General features: G+C 44.2%; 12 protein-coding genes and 2 pseudogenes. 4 read left to right on the forward strand and 10 right to left on the reverse strand.

Translation table 11 applies throughout. The features are described 5' to 3' along the window. The first annotated feature begins 250 nt into the window (after positions 1-250). Entirely contained in the window at positions 251-1,753 is a 1,503-nt protein-coding gene (locus AC5590_RS19605; protein ID WP_169265151.1) for an aldehyde dehydrogenase family protein, read from the forward strand. 285 nt (positions 1,754-2,038) lie between these two features. On the opposite strand, the gene AC5590_RS19610 is transcribed toward AC5590_RS19605, so the two are convergent. The 3 genes from AC5590_RS19610 to AC5590_RS19620 are packed head-to-tail and all read right to left on the reverse strand — an operon-like array spanning position 2,039 to position 5,771. Continuing rightward, a complete protein-coding gene (locus tag AC5590_RS19610; RefSeq protein WP_169265152.1) occupies positions 2,039-3,460 on the reverse strand; it encodes a lactonase family protein in 1,422 nt (473 codons plus the stop codon). A 33-nt stretch (positions 3,461-3,493) separates the two neighbouring features. Next, complete coding sequence (locus AC5590_RS19615) at positions 3,494-4,822, reverse strand: carboxymuconolactone decarboxylase family protein (RefSeq protein WP_169265153.1); 1,329 nt, start codon at positions 4,820-4,822, stop codon at positions 3,494-3,496. A 49-nt stretch (positions 4,823-4,871) separates the two neighbouring features. After that, positions 4,872-5,771 (reverse strand): SDR family NAD(P)-dependent oxidoreductase, encoded by a 900-nt coding sequence (locus tag AC5590_RS19620; RefSeq protein WP_169265154.1) that lies wholly within the window; start codon positions 5,769-5,771, stop codon positions 4,872-4,874. 165 nt (positions 5,772-5,936) lie between these two features. Here AC5590_RS19620 and AC5590_RS19625 point away from each other — a divergent pair, with 165 nt between their 5' ends. Next, positions 5,937-6,845, forward strand: a complete 909-nt coding sequence (locus AC5590_RS19625; RefSeq protein ID WP_169265155.1) for a LysR family transcriptional regulator — start codon at positions 5,937-5,939, stop codon at positions 6,843-6,845. Between the two features lie 322 nt (positions 6,846-7,167). Here AC5590_RS19625 and gnd read toward each other — a convergent pair. Next, positions 7,168-8,586, reverse strand: a pseudogene (gnd, locus tag AC5590_RS19630) (NADP-dependent phosphogluconate dehydrogenase); the annotation flags it as partial. A 306-nt stretch (positions 8,587-8,892) separates the two neighbouring features. Between gnd and AC5590_RS19635 the strand changes: the two are divergent. Beyond that, positions 8,893-9,633 carry a Ycf66 family protein gene (locus AC5590_RS19635; protein WP_169265157.1) on the forward strand — a complete coding sequence of 247 codons (741 nt, stop codon included), beginning with the start codon at positions 8,893-8,895 and terminating at the stop codon, positions 9,631-9,633. Between the two features lie 57 nt (positions 9,634-9,690). On the opposite strand, the gene AC5590_RS19640 is transcribed toward AC5590_RS19635, so the two are convergent. From AC5590_RS19640 to AC5590_RS19660, 5 genes are all read right to left on the reverse strand, one after another. Then, positions 9,691-12,069, reverse strand: a complete 2,379-nt coding sequence (locus AC5590_RS19640) for a hypothetical protein (protein ID WP_169265158.1) — start codon at positions 12,067-12,069, stop codon at positions 9,691-9,693. A gap of 5 nt (positions 12,070-12,074) precedes the next feature. Further along, complete coding sequence (locus AC5590_RS19645) at positions 12,075-13,082, reverse strand: PstS family phosphate ABC transporter substrate-binding protein (RefSeq protein ID WP_248277227.1); 1,008 nt, start codon at positions 13,080-13,082, stop codon at positions 12,075-12,077. 837 nt (positions 13,083-13,919) lie between these two features. Then, the gene (cysW, locus tag AC5590_RS19650) at positions 13,920-14,765 is read right to left on the reverse strand and encodes a sulfate ABC transporter permease subunit CysW (RefSeq protein ID WP_169265160.1); all 846 of its coding nucleotides are present in this window, start codon (positions 14,763-14,765) and stop codon (positions 13,920-13,922) included. After that, positions 14,755-15,627: a sulfate ABC transporter permease subunit CysT gene (gene cysT, locus AC5590_RS19655; protein ID WP_169265161.1), complete on the reverse strand. Its 873-nt coding sequence runs from the start codon at positions 15,625-15,627 to the stop codon at positions 14,755-14,757. Before cysT ends, cysW begins: the two co-directional genes overlap by 11 nt. Before the next feature lie 5 nt (positions 15,628-15,632). Then, positions 15,633-16,706, reverse strand: a complete 1,074-nt coding sequence (locus AC5590_RS19660) for a sulfate ABC transporter substrate-binding protein (RefSeq protein WP_169265162.1) — start codon at positions 16,704-16,706, stop codon at positions 15,633-15,635. 283 nt (positions 16,707-16,989) lie between these two features. Between AC5590_RS19660 and ileS the strand changes: the two are divergent. Then, positions 16,990-19,863: pseudogene (gene ileS / locus AC5590_RS19665) on the forward strand (isoleucine--tRNA ligase). A gap of 142 nt (positions 19,864-20,005) precedes the next feature. Here the strand turns inward: ileS and AC5590_RS19670 are convergent. After that, entirely contained in the window at positions 20,006-20,944 is a 939-nt protein-coding gene (locus AC5590_RS19670) for a ParA family protein (protein ID WP_169265163.1), read from the reverse strand. Positions 20,945-21,120 lie beyond the last annotated feature (176 nt).

Genomic DNA, 21,120 nt, shown 5'->3' on the forward strand with positions numbered 1-21,120 from the left:
GAGGCCGAGCCTCCTAATAGACATTCCTAGTCAGAGGCTGGGAACGAGGTAAAAGCTGTATTCTACCCAATTGAAAACTGCTCGAAATGACATTAGTTGGTTCTACATAACTTAATAAGAATTATGGAAAAAAAGCTCTCTGGGCTTAAGTTGTGTATTACAAATTAAGTGGGGAAAAAATGACAGGTTTTACATAACGTTAAAAAAATGCAAGTTAAGTGAATGACACCCTCATAAAAAGGAGATAGATATGTCAACTTTAGTTCAACAAGCAGTTGGAATTCCTGTCAGCGACCAAGTGTCAAGGCTTTTAACTCAGCCATTGAAACTACTGATTGGGGGAAAATGGGTTGAGTCTGCGAGTGGTCAAACCTTTCCTGTATATAATCCGGCTACAGGTCAAGTCATCGCCCATGCGGCTTCGGGTGAGAGCGAAGATATTAATCGAGCAGTACAAGCTGCACGTGAAGCCTTTGAAAATGGTCCTTGGTCAAAACTCACTGTTTCACAACGCGGACGACTCATTTGGAAATTAGCCGACTTAATAGAAGCAAACCTGGAAGAATTTGCCGAATTAGAATCCTTGGATAATGGCAAACCAATCAGTGTTGCTCGTGTTGCTGATGTGCCAGGTGCGGTTGACTTGTTTCGGTATATGGCAGGATGGGCGACAAAAATTGAAGGAAATACGATTCCTATCTCTGCTGGCACTCAATATTTTGCCTACACAGTGCGCGAACCTGTTGGAGTTGTCGGACAAATTATCCCCTGGAATTTCCCTTTGCTAATGGCTGCATGGAAATTAGGTCCGGCTTTAGCTACTGGCTGCACAATCGTTTTGAAACCAGCCGAACAAACCCCCATCTCAGCTATTCGCTTGGGCGAATTAATCTGTGAAGCTGGATTTCCTGATGGTGTGGTCAATATTGTGACTGGTTATGGTGAAACTGCAGGTGCTCCCCTAGTCGCACATCCCGATGTTGATAAAGTTGCTTTTACTGGCTCAACTGAAGTGGGTAGATTAATTGTCCAAGCTGCTGCTGGTAACCTCAAAAAGGTTTCTTTAGAACTAGGCGGTAAATCACCCAACGTCGTGTTCAAAGATGCTGATATAGAGATGGCGATTAAGGGCGCAGCCAATTCCATCTTCTTCAATCATGGTCAATGTTGTAATGCTGGTTCAAGACTTTATATTCAACAAGATATTTTTGACCAAGTGGTGGAAGGTGTTGCAGCCGAAGCTAAGAAAATTAAAATTGGACCAGGACTTGACCCCAGCACACAAATGGGACCACTGATTTCTGATGAGCAACTTGACCGAGTTTATGGCTATATGCAGTCAGGTTTTGCTGAAGGTGCAAAAGCTGTTACGGGTGGACAGCTCATTGGCAATCAGGGCTATTTTGTGGAGCCAACAGTGCTGGTTGATACTAAGCAAACAATGAAGGTGGTACAAGAGGAGATATTTGGTCCAGTCGTAACGGCGATGCCTTTTAAAGACGTGGATGAACTTGTTCCAGTAGCCAATGATAGCGCTTATGGTTTAGCAGCAGGAATCTGGACTAACGATATATCGAAAGCTCATCGTTTAGCGTCTAAATTGCGTGCTGGTACAGTTTGGATTAACTGCTATCACATCTTTGACGCTGCTTTACCCTTTGGCGGCTACAAGCAGTCAGGATGGGGTCGAGATATGGGACACAATGCGCTAGAACTTTACACTGAGGTCAAATCTGTTTGTGTGAAGCTTTAAAATAACGTGACTTCGACGGAATTTAGAGGCTGAAATTCTTACATAGCAAGGCATATGAAATTAAACAGAAGTCAGAAGTCAGCAATTCCTGAGTCAGAATCACTTGGATCGGGATGCGCGACCCCCTACTTATCTGCCAGCGAGGTGAAGTTCATTCTGACTTCTGGCTCCTGAGTCGTAAGTTCTTTTCATTAAAACCTTTTCTAGACAAGTCTTTGAGAGCTTCTAGTTCGTCGAACTCAGGTTCTTCTGAACCCTCAGCAAATACGGTTTATTAGAAGAGGGTTAAGATCGAGCGACTAACACTTGATGGACACCGCGACCGACATCGACAACATACCCTGTACGTTGTAGCTCAGGTTTTGGCTTTTCAAGGACTTGCCAAAACTCGATTCCACCTTCGGGTTTTGGGGTGAAATAGTCATACACTGCCACAACTAGGAAATTACCACTAGCATCAAATGCTGCGCTCTCTGGCAAGATACCTTCAAACGGATAATCATTAATTTTCGTTAACTGACCAGAGGTGGGATCAAGCGTCATCAAACTGAGTGTCGCTTGACGTGTAAATCGAAATGAATTCGTGGGAAAGGCAGTCCCGCGCATGTTCACAGTGACGACTTTTGAACTATCGGGACTGATTGTTAAACTTTCAGGAGAATTATCGGCAATCGCAGTTGAAACAACACGATGCTGAACCTGGGATGCAGAAGAATTCAACTCTGCAAGTTGAATCACCGATACGGTTCCTCCCGTTTCGGGTATCCGCTGTTCTAAGGTTTTAACTTCTGCGCCAAAATTGCGCCCCCAATTGCTGCTGAGATAAAAGCGTCCATCTGGGGTGAACTGCCCCGTAAAAGGATCTTTACCCACTTTCACTGGGCGACCCCAAGGAATCAGTTGTAGATTACCTTGAAGATTACGCTGTAGTTCATAGAAGGCAATTTCATCACGATAATCCAAATTTATAGCAAGGAAGCGCCCAGAGGGATGCCACTGCACTTGACTGACATACAATCCATTTTGAAATCGCGCTGGATCAGATTGAATGCCTAACTGTTGTAGTGAAAATTCGCTGGGTTGAGCAATTTGACAATTTTGAACTGGAATCAGGATAATTTCTTTGTCTGGAGTCTGGGTTGAAATTGCCAGTAAATCTCCGTCTGGGTGAATGTGGACTGTTTCGGGTTTGGGAGCAACTGCCATTCGACCACAAACAGTGGGGTGACGCGGATTTGATAGATTGATCGCAACTAGTTGATTTCCGGGTGGAAGTTGTTCTCTGCGAGTCGCACCAACTGGCATAGCGCCGAGGGTTTCAACGACAAAAGCTGTGCGACTATCGGGTGATAGAGCCAGCGCATAAGGTGCTCCGGTAACTGAGTTGGAAGCATTGATTTGTGCGATTCTCGGTGCCAACGCTTCCTGTTTGCCGTTGAGTGGCAAAGTCAAGATCGATAACTGATCGCTCACACCTGGAGCAGGTAGCTTACCATCACTATAAGTACTAGCAAGAAAATCACCGTCTGAAATGGCAGCAATGTAGCGACCTGCAAACCTTGGTAATTGCTTTAGCGATTGAGCATTACTGAGTTGAGTTGAAATTAAGATCAGTGTCAGGAAGGCGATGATAAATGCGATCGCGTAGCCTCTCGGAACCAGAATCGCGCTTCGAGTTTTCAAGGCAAAACGTTTCTTGCTATTCATAATTAATGAAAGGATTAATGCTCTTTTAACTGCTTAAACATTTCGTTTCTTAAACGCTGCTTCCGCTAAAGCCATTGCCTGCTGCACTTTGACAAAGCCAACATAGGGAATCATATGCATAATTGCTTCAACAATCTCTTGACGATTGGCTCCAACGTTTAATGCTCCATTGACATGCACCTCGAGCGGCAGTTCTGAGGCAGTTGTATTCAATGCAGTCAGTGCAGAAACGGTCGCAAGTTCGCGGGTTTTAAGATCCAAATTTGGACGAGAAAACACATCACCATAAGAGAATTCCACAATATAGCGTCCCAGGTCGGGAGCAATATCTTCAAAGCTTTTCACTACTGCCTCGCCCGATGCTTTGCTAATTTGGTTTAAAGCTTCTAAACCCCGACGATAACGCGCTTCATTGCTTTCTGCTTGCCGCCGACTTTCTAGATCCGGTTGCGGACTGGCAGCAGGAATTCCCCGTTGCTTGAGATCTGCAAATATCTGCTGCGCAGCAGTAACAGCAGCCAGTGTTTTGGGATACCCTGCATACACTGTCATTTGCAACAGTAACTCTTTAATTTCAGTCTCAGTTGCACCTGCTCGCAATGCACCTTCGACGTGAGCCTCAACCGAATTACTCTGATTTCCCAGAGCCGTCACCATTGCTAGAGTGGCGAACTCGCGGGATTTGAGGCTGAGTCCACGCCGATTCCAAATTTCACCACGTGCGAATTCGATGATTAACCGTGGTAAATCTGGTGCAAGGTTTGCAAACCGAGTTGCAATTGTTTTGACTCTATCGCCTTCTGTTTGCTGCAAATTCTGAATGCCGAGTTGATAGCGATCGCCTTGCGGTCTTGCTGAAACTGGCTGAAACTGGATTTTACGTTCTTTGAAAACTTCCCGTGCGATCGTCATCCCATCTTGTGCGGCTGGAAATCCAGCATACACGACCGCATTCAGAATTATTTCTATCACTTCTTGAGGACTACAACCCACATTCAGCATTCCATGAATGTGAAATTTGAGGGCAGGACGAACCGAGCCGATCGCAGTCAATGCCGCCACAGTCGCAATTTCTCGCTGTTTCAAATCAAGTCCGGATCGGGATACAACATCGCCAAATACATGCTCAACAACCATCCGGCTTAAATCTGGTGAGAACGGCTCCAGTGGGCGAGTTGCGCGATCGTACTCTTTACCCCCAACTCGCTTGAGTGTCTCGATGCCGCGAGTATAGCGATCGCCTGAGCGATTTGATTGAGCTTGTGTTTGCTTTTGAGTTACGATTCCCAAAACAAATGTTGTCAGAGTCGCAATTGCTGAGGTAAGGAGCGATCGCCGCATCCGTTGAGAGGTTTGTGGCATAACTTTTACTGCTGTAAAGTTCAAAATAATTCTGAGTGTTCAAACATTTCTACAACCCAGACATCATGCCGCCATCTGCTAAGAGAGAAACACCCGTGATGTAAGGACAATCGTTGGACGCAAGGAATAACGCAGCTTCGGCAATCTCCTCCGCTGTTGCAATCCGCTTCAGTCCATCCACCAATTGTCGAGCAGCTTCTACCTTCTCCTTTGAGCCTCCCGTTGTCCGTTGAAACAGAGGCGTATCCGTAATCCCCGGCGAGAGCATGTTAACTCGGATTCCTAGCTGTCCATAATCCAGTGTTGCCGCCTGCACTAAACCCAGTAGTGCTCGTTTGGCAGCTGCATAGGCAGCCATACCTGGTCGAGTAGCTACGGTATGCTGAGAAGCAGTAATTACAATGTTTCCACCCCGCTTCAGCATGTGAGGAATCTGGTATTTCATTGCGAGGAAAACGCCCCGTAGATTTGTGTTCTGAACCCAGTCCCACTCATCAACGGTGATCTCGTGGAGTGGCTTTGAAAGTACATCACCAGCATTGTTAAATGCCACATTCAATTGACCATATTTTTCAACGATACGGTTGACAAACGATTCAACTTCTTTGGGCTGCGTCACGTCCGCCTTAACGTAAGTGGCATCGCCACCATTCTTCTTAATCTGCTGTTCTACCTCGGTTCCCAAGTTTTCCCTACGTCCGCAGAAGCCAACTTTGGCTCCTTCACGGGCAAAGGCGATCGCCGCCGCACGCCCAATTCCAGACGTTGCTCCAGTGATCAAGACTACTTTTCCAGCAAAGCGGTTCTTTGAATTTGCGGGTTTGGGTGTAGGCTGTTGAGCATTCACTTTTGTCGTAAATCCAACCGTAGCGGCTCCAGCAATTCCAGCAATTCCAGTTTGAATGACTTGGCGACGGCTAGATTGTTGCTTTTTACTGCGGTTAATCATAATTTTTATGGTGTGGAAAATAATTCAAATTTTGCTGCCACCTTAAAAACTTTAGTTGACAGCAGACTTGCAAAACGAGCTTCAATAGCCTAAGTGTAGATTCATGTCCAAAAAACTGACAATAGCTTTTTTAGACACCACTCTCATGCACAAATTGCATTAATTATGAGTCGTCTACAAGATTTAGAAGTCTTTGTGCAAGTCGTCAACAGTGGCAATTTTGCAAAAGCGGCAGTGGCTTTAGACATTAATCCGTCTGCAATCAGCCGTCGCATTACTCAGCTTGAAAATCAACTTGGGGTGCGTCTGTTCAATCGCACGACTCGTAGCCTCAGCTTGACCGAAGTGGGAGAACGCTACTTCAACCGTTGTCTCAACATTTTGGCAGATTTGGAGGAAGCTGATCGCGAAGCAAAACAGCACAGCCAAGCGCCCCAAGGATTACTCCACGTCAGTTGTTCGACTATGTTTGCCCATCGCCATCTGCTTACGCGGATTCCTGAGTTTTTGGCACACTACCCGCGCTTAAGCATTCAACTGGTGCTGAGTGATGATGTGGTTGATGTGGTCGGTGAGGGCATAGACGTAGCAATTCGTATTAGTGAAGTGGCAAATTCTTCACTTATTACACGTCGGTTAGTGTCTGATCGCCGCATTACTTGTGCGGCTCCGGTTTATCTTGATCGCTATGGAACACCGAAGACTCCTGATGATTTGGCTAATCACAACTGCATCGCATTGAATGCATACAAAACAACTTTGAATCAATGGCGCTTTCGCGATCCAGTTGGACTCAGAGAAATTAGGGTAGCTGGAAATTTTACAGTCAATAGTGGGGTAGCGCTGTACGAGGCTGTACTGGCAGGTTTGGGAATCGCTCGTGTGTCAGCATTTTTGGCAGATCAGGCGTTGCGTTCAGGGCAACTGATTCCCATTCTTTCTGAGTGTGAAGATAAGAATGATGTTGGAATTTATGCCATATTTCCAAGTAATCGTTATCTACTTCCTAAAGTGCAATGCTTTGTCGAATTTCTGGTCAAAAGCTGTTTAGACAACGGAAACACAACTATTTAGGCGGGAAGTGAGGCAGAGGATTTGACGTTTTTATTTAAAGTAAAAAATATGCAGATAAAACTGAATTTATTCCTATTGACAAAAAAAGATAATATGTATCATAAAGGAATTTCAGGATTTTAGCTTCGGTAACAGTTTCTTTATCAGATCAAAAAATTCAGTCTAATGATCTGTGCTTTATGCAATTGAAAAAAGTGACTCTGAAAAACTCAGAGTCACCCGCAAAATTTTCAACTAAAAATCTCTAGCCATTTGAAGACGTTGGAGGTGTAGTTGGTAGTTTAGCTTCCAATTGTCTTGGTGTTGAAGTTGACACGGACTGCTCAGAAATTGGTGTCCATTCAGTGTGGAAGGCACCAGGCTTATCCAGACGCAGGTAGGTATGCGCCCCGAAGTAGTCGCGTTGAGCTTGTGTGAGGTTTTGAGGCAAGCGATCGCGACGATAGCTATCGAAGTAATCCAAAGATGCACTAAATGCTGGCACTGGAATTCCCAGTTTTGCTGCTGTTACCAACACGTCACGCCAAGCATCTTGTCTATCGAGAATCGTCTGCTTGAATTCAGGAGCTAATAGAAGGTTAGGCAGCGCTGGATTTTCACTAAAAGCCTTCTTAATCTTGTTCAAAAATCCAGCACGAATAATACAGCCACCCTTCCAAATCCGCGCCATTTCACCCAGATCCAATCCAAAATTATACGTATGCGACGCGGTAGCTAACAAAGCCATTCCTTGAGCGTAAGAACAGATTTTCGAGCAATAGAGGGCATCCCGCACTTTGTTGATAAACTCTTGGGTATTTCCCTCATACTTGCCAGTTGGACCTGTCAGGATCTTGGATGCTGCTACGCGCTCTTCTTTAAAAGAAGAGATAATGCGGGCATTCACCGCTGCTATGATTGTCGGAATAGAAACTCCTAGTTCCAACGCAGTCTGTACCGTCCAACGTCCAGTCCCTTTTTGACCTGCGGCGTCAACAATCAAATCTACCAGAGGTAAATTTGTTTCTGGGTCAATGTAGGGGAAAATATTTGCCGTAATTTCAATCAAAAACGAATTGAGTTCGTCCGTGGTGTTCCATTCGGCAAAAACTTCATGGAGTTGATTATGGTCAAGTCCAGCAGCATTTTTCAGTAAATCGTAGGCTTCTGCAATCAGCTGCATATCGCCGTACTCAATGCCGTTGTGTACCATTTTGACGTAGTGACCTGCACCACCAGGACCAATATACGTCACGCAAGGACCATCATCGACTTGGGCAGCAATTTTGTTAAAAATTGGCTCCAGATACTGGTAAGAGCTTTGGGTACCTCCTGGCATCAGTGAAGGACCATTGAGTGCTCCTTCTTCACCACCGCTGACGCCCATACCAATGAACCGAAACCCAGCGGGTTCTAGTTCTTGGGTGCGGCGAACCGTATCTTCAAACCAAGAGTTGCCACCATCGATAATAATGTCGCCTTCGTCCAGCAAGGGTTTGAGCTGAGCAATCACTGCATCTACAGGTTTACCTGCTTGCACCATGATTAAAATTTTTCTGGGACGTTCCAAAGAAGCCACAAACTCTTCTAACGTAAAAGCAGCTTTAACGTTTCTTCCTTGGGCACGCTCAGCCATGAATTTATCAGTTTTGTCTCGCGAGCGGTTGTAAACTGCGATTGGAAAGCCGTTACGCTCAACGTTTAGAGCGATGTTTTCACCCATAACAGCTAAACCAATCACACCAAAGCTTTGCTGTGTCATAAAATTCTGGCTAACTCTTGCAGATTCTCTTTATCTTCAAGGGTAATCCGAGATTTCTGCTTCTCTCCTAAAGAAGACATTAAGACTTCTTAAACATACCCGAAATATTGAACCTACACAGATAAAAAATTTTAATTTGTATCTGATTCAACAACTTTCTGGCAAAATTTGCAAAATTGAGATATTTAGTTATTTAGTTATAACGATGGGGGGACTAGATACTTTGAACTGAGTACTTCTACTCCCAATTTCTCATCTTCAATCCCAAATCCCTAGTGAAATGACACAGTAAGGAGTAACCACAAAATGCTGGCATATATCCTAGCGTTGACTGTCGGTCTTGGAAGTGTAGCACTTTACATAGCAGCTTTCTTTTTTCCTGAAATCCACCGTAAGAATGATTTTATTTTGAGTGGTGTAGGACTGTTCTACGCCTTAGTCTTATGGATATTTGCCCAACGCATTACTGGGGGTCTTTTGCTGGGTCATGTGGCTAGTGTGGCTCTTTTGGGTTGGTTTGGCTGGCAAACGCTGTCGTTACGTCGTCAACTCACACCAAAGATACAACAAACTCAGATACCCAGCACTGAAACAGTAAAAACAAACATTCAACAGCAAGTCTCTGGGTTGTCGCTTCCACAAAAACTTGTTCAATTGCCAAAAAGTATTGTTGGTAGTTTTTCTGGGGTGAAAAACCGAGTCCAAACTCTGGGTAAAAAGACACCTGAAAAGTCTAAAACGGCACAAACTCCTGCACCCACAGCCAAACCAAAGGTTGAGGTTGTCGATGGACGCACTCCAGTCACAAAGCAACCACCAGTTACCCTACCTGCTACCACTGATACCAAAGCAAAAACTCCAACAGCAGAAGCACCAGCACCTCCAGTTATAGAGGTGATCCCGCAAGCAGTCCCACCAAATCCCCCATCGCCGGAATTAGTGGAAGCGGCTCAAGCACAGACGGAAACTGAGGAAAAAACAGCACCTGTGGTGGAAGTTCTTCCCCCAGCAGAAGTACCACCAAATCCTCCAAATTCAAATACTTAAGTAGCAAATTTAACTAACAAACTACCTGCACTCACCGCTTGCACAAGTGTGGGTAGTTCAATTCTCAAACATGATAAACACAGGGCTAGTCCAAACTTTGGAATCATCAACCTGACGCCCTGAAATATAAATTGGCACAAAACCGTGAGGACTCGACTGAGGTTCTACTGTAAAAGTGCCACTAACATCTCTTGGCATAGGAGTTGCACTTAAGCGTTCTACCGCAATGAAAAGTTCTGCTCCTCGCAATTCTTGCCGTAAAATTCCTTTGTTGAAAAGGTCTTTGCCAGAAAATTCCCACTTAAATTCTGGGCAATGGATATAAGGATTGCGGCGTAATGGACTTCCCACCTTAATGTAACTATCGATTTCAACATGGAGTTGGAATTGCGCATGGAGTAAATCGGAGAGTTCCATATCAATCGCATCAGAGTCTCCGTAGGTATCAGAGCAAAACTCTAGTTTGAGTGCTCCATCTCGTCTAACATATTCCTCTGGATGTTCTAGACCATTAACTTGATAGTTGTGCACTAATGTATTGGAAAATTTTAAGGTTCCACGCCATGCAGCCCAACGATAGCGGTCTTTTATCCGTGAACCACCCCAGCGCAGGCGAATTTTATTTGCAGCGTAACCTGCTTCAAGTTGGAGGTTACGATGCCAGAGTAAACCATTATGGGTATGTGCTGCAATTTCGTCCCAACCAGTGGTACCTAGCAATCGATAGTGAATAGTCACTGAATCAGATCCAGGAAATTCATCTCCTTGAATGTGTGATCCTGACCAAAGTAAAGCGACTAAGCGATCGCCCGTTGTCGCCCAAGTATGACGAGAACGCAGCGCCTGACTTATATCCAACTTTGTCAGCGAAGGAGAAATCACCCCCGTTAGTCCACCATTCACTCCAAAAACCGCTGTTCCAGGAACACCACCGCCACAACGCCCGCGATGTTCATCGCCATTCGCTGACACCCCGACTTTATATCCTCGACTGATGGCATCTTGGTAAAACCAAGGGAAGTGTCCCCAAGACGAACCAATTTCTATCAGACGTTCCAGTTTGGGGTGATGCCAGTCTAAAATGGCACGTCGTCCGCCTATGTGAGGGATGAATAGGTGCTGTTCTGGATTATGGATATATCCAGCGTAAAGCTTATCTACGGGCCAAGCCCCAGGCAGCAGTTGCTTTCCTTTCATGTCTTCATTCCACTCAAAAGAGCGAAGCAACTTTCCTTGGCGATCATAGGGAAATAGCACTTCGTCGCCTAAGAAAACAATATTGCGATCGCCCCCCGCCGCTGAATTCCCACACCATTCTGTACCGGGATAGCAAAGAAACTCGCCTTCTTGCGTCACCTCCCGGCATAGCTTTACATCTTCCTTCCACCGCTCCTCAGTAATATTAAAATCATTCGCCGTATAACCCAAAACATCCAAGCCTGCCACATCTCTACCGTAGGCAAAATTATACTCCGTACTATTCGTTCCTATTGTGTTGTTGGAGTGGACATGAAGGTCGGCAAAAAAGGCACGAGGGTAAGCCAAGTTACTATCTGCAGTGATGGGAGTGGGAGCGCTTTGTAACTCAGTTCCTACTAGAGTCGCTTGTAGTATTGTTTCTTCATCCGCATTCAGAGTCAAGTTGGTTTTTACCACCGCCCAACCTTGCTCTGGTATGTCAAGCGATTGCTCATGTTGTGTTCTACAATCTGTTAATCGCAGTTGTCCTCCCAATCCCCAGCAAGTATTACCCCAGACATCTTCTGCCCGTATTACTACAGGAAAAGTGGCCCCCGTCTTAACCAGACGTGGAGTTACAATTGCAAGTTTTGCTGGTAATCCTGGCACAATATCAATCACGACATCACCAGGAATGTCGGCAAAGCGAGAGGTGCCAACGGGGTCAATGTAAGCACGGAAGCGGAAACCTTGCTCAACAAAAGTTTGTACTCTTGTTCCTGGCCCACCAGCGCGGCGATCGCCCAACCGAATCAAAATATGGTCACCTGGTTTGATATAACCATCGACAATATCTACAATAATCGCCTTTTGATAAGGACGTTCATGTCCCTTCTGGTCAAACCGAACTTTGAGTGACTGCACCGTCGCAGGACTCTCACCAGGAAGACAAGGGCGACTTTGGTATTCTGCTGAAAGATAGTTAGCTCCCTTGGCGTCTTCCGTCTGAAACAGTCCCCAGTCTGAGTAAAATTTGAACGTTACCTTAATCCAAGCACCGTCTGCAATACCAGAAGCACCAACTTCGTAATCAAGTAGAATTTCCTGCCAACTTCCAGCCTCAATTTGTCGAGTTGAACAGTGCAAACGACCAAGAAACGGTAAGCTGCTGACATACTCTAGATATCCCTCGGGATGAGTATACTCTCCGAGCAATGAATCTAGGTTTTCGTTTGATATGTAGTTTTCCTGAGTCATTATGTTCACCGAATTGGTACTAAGCCTGCTTTTTCAACAAATTGTTGACCTTCTTTAGACAGCAACAGATTAGCATAACCAACTCCAGCTTGTTCATCGGCTCTACCATCCCGACGAATGATGACATACAAGTACCTGGTTATAGGGTAAGAGCTATCCCGGAACGCTGCCATATTCAGTTTATGATTCTCAGTCATAGCTGGTACATACTTGTTGGTGTTACCAGCAGCCAAGGCTACAGGGCGAACCGTGTGCTGAGTGACAACTAGCATTGCTGCGCCGATACCAATTGCTCCTGGAGTAGTGCCAACATCACGAACAAGTACAGTGTAGTCACGACTGGAACGTACCTTAGGGCTAACACTGCCAACTTTTGAACCAAGAAGTGTTTTGAGCAAAGCGGTTGTTTTAACGTTGATACTAAAAGGGACTATCCGCAAGTCTGGTCCTCCGACTTCTTTCCAGTTGGTGATTTTGCCCATGTAAATTTCTTGGAGTTGAGTCACCGACAGTCCAGGAATGGAAATATCTGGATGGGTATAACAGCCAAGCCCATCAATCGCAACTGCGACTTGATCCAATGTAAAACCGCGCTCAATTGCTTGTTTATACTCAGCATCCTCAAGAGGACGACCGGACAAAGCAAAGCTCAGTTGACCTTTGAGCAGCATCTCAATTCCTTTACCAGTACCAGGTTGGTTGTCAACTGGCTCAGTGTAGCGTAGGAGAAAATTTGGGTGAGTTTGGTTGATAGCCTTGTGTGTACCTTGAGCCATTAAAGATGCAAAAATGAGGGAGCCACCAAAGTTGAATGTACCCTGTGGCAAATTCGGAACTTCCTTCATGGAAGTGTAATTTTGGATATCAGAAGAGGTGTTGGCAGAAACTTTCTCATTGCTGAGAGTTGCTGACGATTGAACTTGGTGCCAAAGAAAGTAGCCTCCTAGACTAAAAAGCAGCAACACTATGACTGACAAAGTAATCTCACTCTTGAACAGTGTAGAGCTAGTCATTCTCTGTGTGCTAGGTACGGAAGCAATAACAAGGGGCTTACCGCACCTTTTACAGTGTTTAGCTGTTTTAGGATTTTCATCATAGGTACATGAGCCACAGATAATGTTTCCCTTGGCATTTGATTCGTTCGTATGCATTTAATTCCTTGAAGATGTATTTTGTGAATTACGGAATAGCAAAAACAAATTCTTTGTTTGCCAGTTGTTGGCAATGGGCTTTTGTGGTAGACGCCCCAAGATTTGTCAGACTGACGCCGTAAGCACAACATTCACCAAATTATGGGAATCAGCTTGGGCAACAAGGAAATATATGGCTTCCTTACTTTCTTCTACTAAGCAATTTTTTATGCAATAGTGATATTTTTTACATTATTGCAGAATAATTTGTTCATTCTTTAGGTTATAGAATAATCGCAATATTTGATATCCGTTGGTAAAGAAATTCAAAGAATATTAACACAATCTTAAATGTCGTATGCCTACAGTACGGCTGATATCCTGTTCAAAGGAACACCTTTGAAGAAGAACTCAGTTGTCAGAACGCAGAACTCAGCAATCTTTTGAATGGGGATTGGGACCCCACTCAATTGAAGACAACGCTCTTATCCTGCACCAGGGTTTCCCTCCCGCAGTACTGGATCTCGTATAGACGGTGGGGTTTTGAACCCCAAAACTCAGAACCCAGAACTCTACAATTTATGCGCTTGTCTTTCTTCTTATTCTGATTTGTGAGTTCTGAGTTCTTTTGATAAAAAACGAAGAACCTCAACCTACCCAATTTTTCACAAATCAGTCTTGACTTGACTTATTGAGCAGTGATTGGTCATTTAAGATTTGTTAAGGAGTAAAATCTCTTGGTTTTTCTACTGTTCGCAGCAACTCTTGTCCAATTAAAGTCAATAATGCTAAGAAAGCTAGAAGCGACGCACAGGCGAAGGCCGCAATAGTATCGTATTCGCTATAAACTCGTTCTATATGTAATGTTAGGGTGTTCGTATCTCCAATCAATTTACCTGAGACAACCGAGACGGCTCCAAATTCTCCAATTGCCCTAGAGGTACAAAGTATCACCCCGTAAAGTAACGCCCAGCGAATAGAAGGAAAAATCACGCGCCAGAAAATCTGCCAGGAATTTGCTCCTAGTGTTTGCGCTGCTTCTTCCTGTGCAAGTTCCATGCTTTGCAGCGTCGGGAGGACTTCTCGGATCACAAACGGAAAGGTGACAAACATGGTTGTCAAAATCATCCCAGGTAGAGCAAAGATAACTTTTATATTTGCAGCTTCTAACCAAGAACCAAATATACCTACGGTTTGGCTGTAAAGAAGGATGAACATTAAACCAACAACGGTAGGTGAAATGGCTAATGGCAAATCGATAATTAAGAGTAACAGAAATTTACCGGGAAAAGAGTATCGCGCGAGAATCCAGGCAATTAAAATCCCAAAACCAGTATTCATGGGAACTGCAATTAAGGCGATCGCCAAAGTTAAAAACAGGGCATGACGAGCTTCTGGTGTTCTAATTCCTGTCAAGTAAGCTGAAATACCTTGAGCAAACGCTTGATAAAAAATATTCAATAGAGGAAAAACAACGACGATCGCCAAGAAAGATAAACCAATAGCAATCAACAAATAGCGTCCCCAAGGAAATGATCGTGGCTTTGCTTGTAAGCTACCTCTCATACCGCAGACTCCACCATTGCACGAGATTGGTACAAATTAAAATGACTAGAGAAAACAACAGAAGCACGATCGCCACCGCCGTTGCACCGCTATAGTCATATTCTTCCAATCGACGGTAGATGTAGACAGAGCTAATCATCGTTTCATAAGGAATATTACCGGAAATTATCAAAACGACACCATACTCCCCAACCGCACGCGCAAAAGCCAGCGTAAACCCTGTCAAAATTGCAGGTAATAATTGCGGAAAAAGAATTCGCCAAAATGTTTGCCAAGCATTTGCTCCCAAAGTATGTGCTGCTTCCTCGACTTCTGGTTCAATCTCCATGAGAACGGGTTGCACGGTTCTGACGACAAAAGGAAGCGTTACGAAAACTTTAGCAAAAACAACTCCCAACACAGATGAGGTCAAGTTTACCTGCTTGATACCAAGCTGTTGTAAACTGTTTCCTAAGAATGTTCCCGGATCAAGGTAATGTCCGAGAACACCACCAGAACCGTAGAGAGAGACTAAAGCAATTCCAGCAACCACAGAAGGCATGGCAAAAGGTAAATCCACCAAACCATCAGCTAAGCGTCTACCTGGAAACTCATAGCGTACGAGTATCCAGGCTAGAATAACCCCAAAGATGCTGTTAATTAAAGCAGCCAATAAAGCAGCACCAAAGGAAAGTTTATACGCTTCCACAGCAACAGGAGCTGTGATCACTTGCCACAATTGTTGCCAAGAACGTTTGGAAGCTTCTAGGAAGATGACGCTCAAGGGCAGAAGAATAATAAAGCTAATGTACGTCAGGGCTAAACCCTGCAAAAGTGATCTATGGAAGCGCTGAATTGATAAAGTCGATGAGAGAACTGACATTAAAATTATCGGGTTCGAGCTGCTGCTTGAGCGTTATCAAATAACGCCCCATCGGCAAAAAGCTTCTGGTTCACAAGTTTCCAACCGCCAAAATCAGCGATTTTATACAGCGTTTTCACAGACTTGTACTGGCTGGCATTTTGTTGATATGCTTGTTGGTCGTTTGGACGATAGCCTGATTGAGCATAGATTTGTTGACCTTTCGGTGAGAACAAAAACTTCGTAAATGCTTCTGCAACTTCGCGAGTACCTCGTTGATCAACAACCTTGTCAACAACGGTCACTGGAAAATCGACCTGGATATTACTCGCTGGCACAATATAAGGATAATCTTCAGGAATGACCTTGTTGGCAAAGATAATTTCGTTCTCAAACGTGACGAGTGCATCACCAATTTTGTTTTTCACAAAGGCATCTGTCGCTTCTCGCCCACTACTCACCATCGTCTTAATGTTTTTGACGAAACTTTTGAGATAGTTTTCTGCCGCCTGTTCTCCTTGAGACTTGAGAATTGAGCCGTACCCTGCTAAAACTCCCCATCGAGCATTGCCACCAGTTTGAGGATTGATTGCTACTATAGATATACCATCATGAGCAAGGTCTTTCCAGTCCTGAATTTTTTTGGGGTTTCCAGGTCTTGTGACTATGACCATAACTGTGCTCGCGGGGGAAGCTTGATTGGGTAATCTTTGACTCCAATCTTTCCTGACAAAGCCTTTTTCTACCAAAGGATCTAAGTTGCTTTGGAGATTTTGAGCCAAAATGTCAGCTTGCAAACCACCCAAAATAGCTCTGGTTTGCGCTCCAGATGGACCATAGGATTCTTTGAACTTGACATCTTGACCGGTTTTTGCTTTCCACTCTTGCTGAAATGCTGGAATCGCTTTTGCGTAAAACGCTTTAGCCACTCCATAGGCAACTAAAGTTAGCTCAACTGGTTGTGGACTTTTAGTAGCAATTTTTTGGATTGGATTGGTTGCTAATGCCTGGTTTCGACTGATATTGCCTGTTTGAGTGCAAACAGGAATTATAAACCCAGCAGAAAACAGCAAGGCGCGTAATGCAGAACGCCTTCTCATGGATAGAGCTCCTGGTAACTAGTAATATTAAGCTGGTATGACTTTACAACAGAATCTAGGTAAAAAGTTTTCTTAAAATTTTACAAAAAACTTTAGTTCAGAAAATGATACCAATTTTCTTTTTGTTTAGCAAAATCATTTGGGGTGTAAGAAACCCCCTAAATTAATTGAGGGGCAAGTATAAGGATTTCAGCAGGCAGATGCGCTGACTTTTTAAATGACATGTAAAAGTCTTTCTCATGGATAATAATGAGAAGACATTACTATTCCTTGGCATGAAATCGTGACAGAAACTGGAAAATACAAAGATACAGTAAATTTACCCAAAACTAAATTTGATATGCGAGCAAACGCTGTCAAGCGGGAGCCAGAAATCCAGAAGTTTTGGGAAGAAAATAAAATTTATGAACGCCTGTCTCAAAATAATCCAGGCGATTTATTTATATTGCATGATGGACCACCCTATGCAAATGGTGTTCTCCATCTTGGTCATGCTTTAAATAAAATTCTTAAAGACATTATTAACCGTTATCAACTGCTGCGCGGGCGTAAAGTTCGTTATGTACCTGGTTGGGACTGTCACGGTTTGCCGATTGAACTGAAAGTGTTGCAAAATATGAAGTCGGCAGAACGACAAAATTTGACGCCTTTGCAACTGCGTCATAAAGCAAAAGATTTTGCCCTATCTACAGTCAATGAACAGCGTGAAAGTTTCAAACGCTACGGTATTTGGGGTGATTGGGAACACCCGTATCTAACTCTAAAACCTGAATATGAGGCGGCTCAAGTTGGTGTTTTCGGGCAGATGGTGTTAAAAGGCTACATCTATCGTGGTCTGAAGCCAGTACACTGGAGTCCGAGTTCTAAAACGGCATTGGCAGAAGCTGAGTTGGAGTATCCTGAAGGTCACACTTCGCGTAGTATCTATGTGGCTTTCCCAATGACGGGTTTATCGGAGGCGGTAAAACCTGCACTTGAGGAATTTTTTCCTGAGTTGGGTGTGGCTATTTGGACGACAACTCCTTGGACAATTCCAGCTAACTTGGGTGTTGCTCTTAATCCATCTCTAAACTACGCAGTTGTTGAATGTAAAGATGTTGCATCTGAGGGTTCTAGAAAGTATCTGATTGTTGCTGCGGATTTGGTGGAACGTCTTTCTGAAGTTCTGGGAACTCAGTTAACAGTAAAAACCACAGTCAAAGGGAAAGATTTAGAACATTCTACTTACCGTCATCCCTTATTTGACCGCGAAAGTCCGATTGTCATCGGCGGCGATTATGTAACGACTGACTCGGGTACTGGTTTGGTACACACTGCTCCAGGACATGGTCAAGAAGACTACATAGTTGGTCAGCGCTACGGTTTGCCTATCCTTGCGCCAGTGGATGACAATGGGAATTTTACCGCAGAGGCGGGACCTTTTGCTGGGTTGAATGTTCTGGGTGATGGAAACCAGGCGGTGATTGATGCTTTAACGGCGTCGGGTTCTCTGTTGAAGGAAGAAGCTTATGTTCACAAGTATCCTTATGACTGGCGGACAAAGAAACCGACGATTTTCCGGGCGACGGAACAGTGGTTTGCAAGCGTTGAAGGATTTCGGGATGAGGCGCTGAAGGCGATCGCCACAGTAAAATGGATTCCCGCCCAAGGTGAAAACCGCATCACACCAATGGTTGCAGAACGTTCTGACTGGTGTATCTCCCGTCAGCGCAGTTGGGGTGTCCCAATTCCTGTTTTCTATGATGAAGAAAACGGCGAACCTCTGCTGAATGAAGAAACTATCTCTTACGTCCAAGCAATCTTTGCCGAAAAGGGTTCTGATGCTTGGTGGGAACTTTCAGTTGAGGAGTTATTACCAGAAAAATACCGCAACAACGGTCGGTCTTACCGTAAGGGGACTGATACGATGGATGTGTGGTTTGATTCTGGTTCATCCTGGGCAGCGGTGGCAGAACAACGACAAGAGTTGCGCTATCCTGCTGATTTGTATCTGGAAGGTTCAGACCAACATCGCGGTTGGTTCCAATCGAGTTTGCTCACCAGTGTAGCGGTTAACGATTGTGCGCCGTACAAAAAGGTGTTGACTCACGGCTTTATCTTAGATGAACAAGGGCGTAAGCAAAGTAAGTCGCTGGGAAACACGGTTGAACCGAAAGTCGTGATTGAAGGTGGGAAAAATCAAAAAGAAGAACCCGCTTATGGTGTAGACGTGTTGCGTTTATGGGTGTCGTCAGTAGATTACACCTCAGATGTGCCTTTGGGTAAAAATATCCTCAAGCAACTGACGGATATCAGAAACAAGATTCGCAATACGGCGCGGTTCTTGTTGGGTAACTTGCACGATTTCGATCCTCAAAAAGATGCAGTACCCTTCGAGGAATTACCGCAGCTTGATCGCTATATGCTGCACCGGATGACGGAAGTCTTTCAGGAAGTGACGGAAGCATTTGAGAGTTTCCAATTCTTCCGCTTTTTCCAAACAATTCAGAATTTCTGCGTGGTTGATTTATCCAACTTTTATTTGGATGCTGCAAAGGATCGGCTGTACATCAGTGCACCAAATGGTTTCCGGCGTCGTAGCTGTCAAACGGTGCTGAAGATTGCTTTGGAGAATTTAGTACGGGCGATCGCCCCTGTGTTATGCCACATGGCAGAAGACATCTGGCAATTTCTCCCGTATGAGACGCCTTACAAATAAGTGTTTGAAGCTGGTTGGGTAGAGTTGGACGAGAAGTGGCAAAATCCAGAGTTGGCTGTCGTGTGGCAACAATTGCGACAAGTACGGAATGAGGTGAATAAAGTACTGGAAGAAGCCAGAGTCAAGAAATTGATTGGTTCTTCCCTAGAAGCTAAGGTGTTGCTGTATGTAGCAGATGAGCAGTTACGACCCACAGTGAAATCACTGAATGCAACTCAGAATGGAATAGACGAACTGCGTTATTTGTTCATTACCTCACAGGTAGAGTTGTTGGATTCTCCGGAAGCGGTGCAAGGGCTGGAGTACAAATTGCAGTCCGATGCGTGGGAAATTGGAATTGTGAACGCAGAGGGGCAGAAGTGCGATAGGTGCTGGAACTACTCAACTCATGTCGGAGAGTCAGCCGAACATCCCTTGATTTGTGAACGTTGTGTTTCTGCTTTAGCAGGGGAGTTTTAAGAGCAATACGGTTGCTGATAAGATAATTTGCAATAGTGACCTTTGTAGAGACGTTGCATGCAACGTCTCTACACGTTTAAACAGAACAAAAGGGTAAGAGAACAAGAAACTTTACCTCATTCCCCTCATCTCCACATATTCTTTAAGGGGTAGCAACTTCTAAATTTGTTCTTGGGGGTTTTTCACGCTCAGCATACTCTAACTTTTGCAACAACTCTTGAGTTAATTGATAGAATGCTTTTGACCCTGCTGTGCTGGAATTATTTAAAACAACAGGCTTAAAACTGTCAACAGCTTTAGCAACATTTACATCCACTGGTATTTGTGTCTGACAAATTTTTGCATCGCCAAAATCTTGATGAACGCGCTGCATCACTTGTTTATAATATCTGCCGCTGAGAAAGTTAGTGTTAGACATTGTGAAGATGATTCCCAGCATTTGTATATCTATATGTGCTTCATGTTCGTGACTTTCTTTTAACTGGGCGATGCGTCTTTCCAGCAATTGAATACCCACCACGGATAGTGGTTCTGGTTTAGCAGGAAGTACATAGTAGTTACTTGTTGCTAAAGCACTACGAGTCAAAAGATTATATCCAGGAGCGCAGTCTAAAATGATAAAATCGTATTCTTGCCGAACTGGTTCTAAGATTTTTCCCAGCAAAACTCTTTCAAAACGATTCCAAATCGTTTCAAATTCGTTTTCACCCAAACTGACTGCTTGTTGATGCAGCATTTCTGAGACAACAAATTCATCGTACAAGTCAATATCTCCTGGTAATAAATCTAGTCCAGGGAGATCGCAAACTTGAGGCTGAATAATATCTCGAATTGTCAATTTTGCTCTTGATGAAGGGCTGATAATGTCATCTATCAGATATCTCAATGTCCGTCTGTTTTTGCGAAGCTTGGCAAAGTCTACGGGAGACATCAGACTAAGTGTGGCACTAATTTGACTATCTAAATCAAGGACAAGCACCCGCTTGTTATGATTTTTGACTAAACAAGTAGCCATATTGACGGTAAGGGTGGTTTTACCAACTCCGCCCTTCATATTTGCAGTCGCAATGACATATCCCATCGGTTAATTCCTCTACTAGAGCTTTCTCATCTACTTAACGCAAATGTTTTATTATAGAGAGAAAATTTTTGCGAAGTTTAATATTTTGACATAGTCAAGAGTATTATCTCAGTGACGCTTCTTGAATTGAAGCAGTCCAGATTATAGCAGTGAGCGGTACTTTTTTTTCAATCTTG

The sequence above is a fragment of the Brasilonema octagenarum UFV-OR1 genome (assembly GCF_963888615.1).
Lineage (GTDB): Bacteria > Cyanobacteriota > Cyanobacteriia > Cyanobacteriales > Nostocaceae > Brasilonema > Brasilonema sennae.

Excerpts from the sequence above, each read along its gene's own strand:
- cysW (WP_169265160.1), bottom strand. The coding sequence starts at position 14,765 with ATGAGAGGTAGCTTACAAGCAAAGCCACGATCATTTCCTTGGGGACGC.
- AC5590_RS19610 (WP_169265152.1), bottom strand. The coding sequence starts at position 3,460 with ATGAATAGCAAGAAACGTTTTGCCTTGAAAACTCGAAGCGCGATTCTG.
- AC5590_RS19640 (WP_169265158.1), bottom strand. The coding sequence starts at position 12,069 with ATGACTCAGGAAAACTACATATCAAACGAAAACCTAGATTCATTGCTC.
- AC5590_RS19605 (WP_169265151.1), top strand. The coding sequence starts at position 251 with ATGTCAACTTTAGTTCAACAAGCAGTTGGAATTCCTGTCAGCGACCAA.
- AC5590_RS19670 (WP_169265163.1), bottom strand. The coding sequence starts at position 20,944 with ATGGGATATGTCATTGCGACTGCAAATATGAAGGGCGGAGTTGGTAAA.
- cysT (WP_169265161.1), bottom strand. The coding sequence starts at position 15,627 with ATGTCAGTTCTCTCATCGACTTTATCAATTCAGCGCTTCCATAGATCA.
- AC5590_RS19625 (WP_169265155.1), top strand. The coding sequence starts at position 5,937 with ATGAGTCGTCTACAAGATTTAGAAGTCTTTGTGCAAGTCGTCAACAGT.
- AC5590_RS19645 (WP_248277227.1), bottom strand. The coding sequence starts at position 13,082 with ATGACTAGCTCTACACTGTTCAAGAGTGAGATTACTTTGTCAGTCATA.
- AC5590_RS19620 (WP_169265154.1), bottom strand. The coding sequence starts at position 5,771 with ATGATTAACCGCAGTAAAAAGCAACAATCTAGCCGTCGCCAAGTCATT.
- AC5590_RS19615 (WP_169265153.1), bottom strand. The coding sequence starts at position 4,822 with ATGCCACAAACCTCTCAACGGATGCGGCGATCGCTCCTTACCTCAGCA.
- AC5590_RS19635 (WP_169265157.1), top strand. The coding sequence starts at position 8,893 with ATGCTGGCATATATCCTAGCGTTGACTGTCGGTCTTGGAAGTGTAGCA.
- AC5590_RS19660 (WP_169265162.1), bottom strand. The coding sequence starts at position 16,706 with ATGAGAAGGCGTTCTGCATTACGCGCCTTGCTGTTTTCTGCTGGGTTT.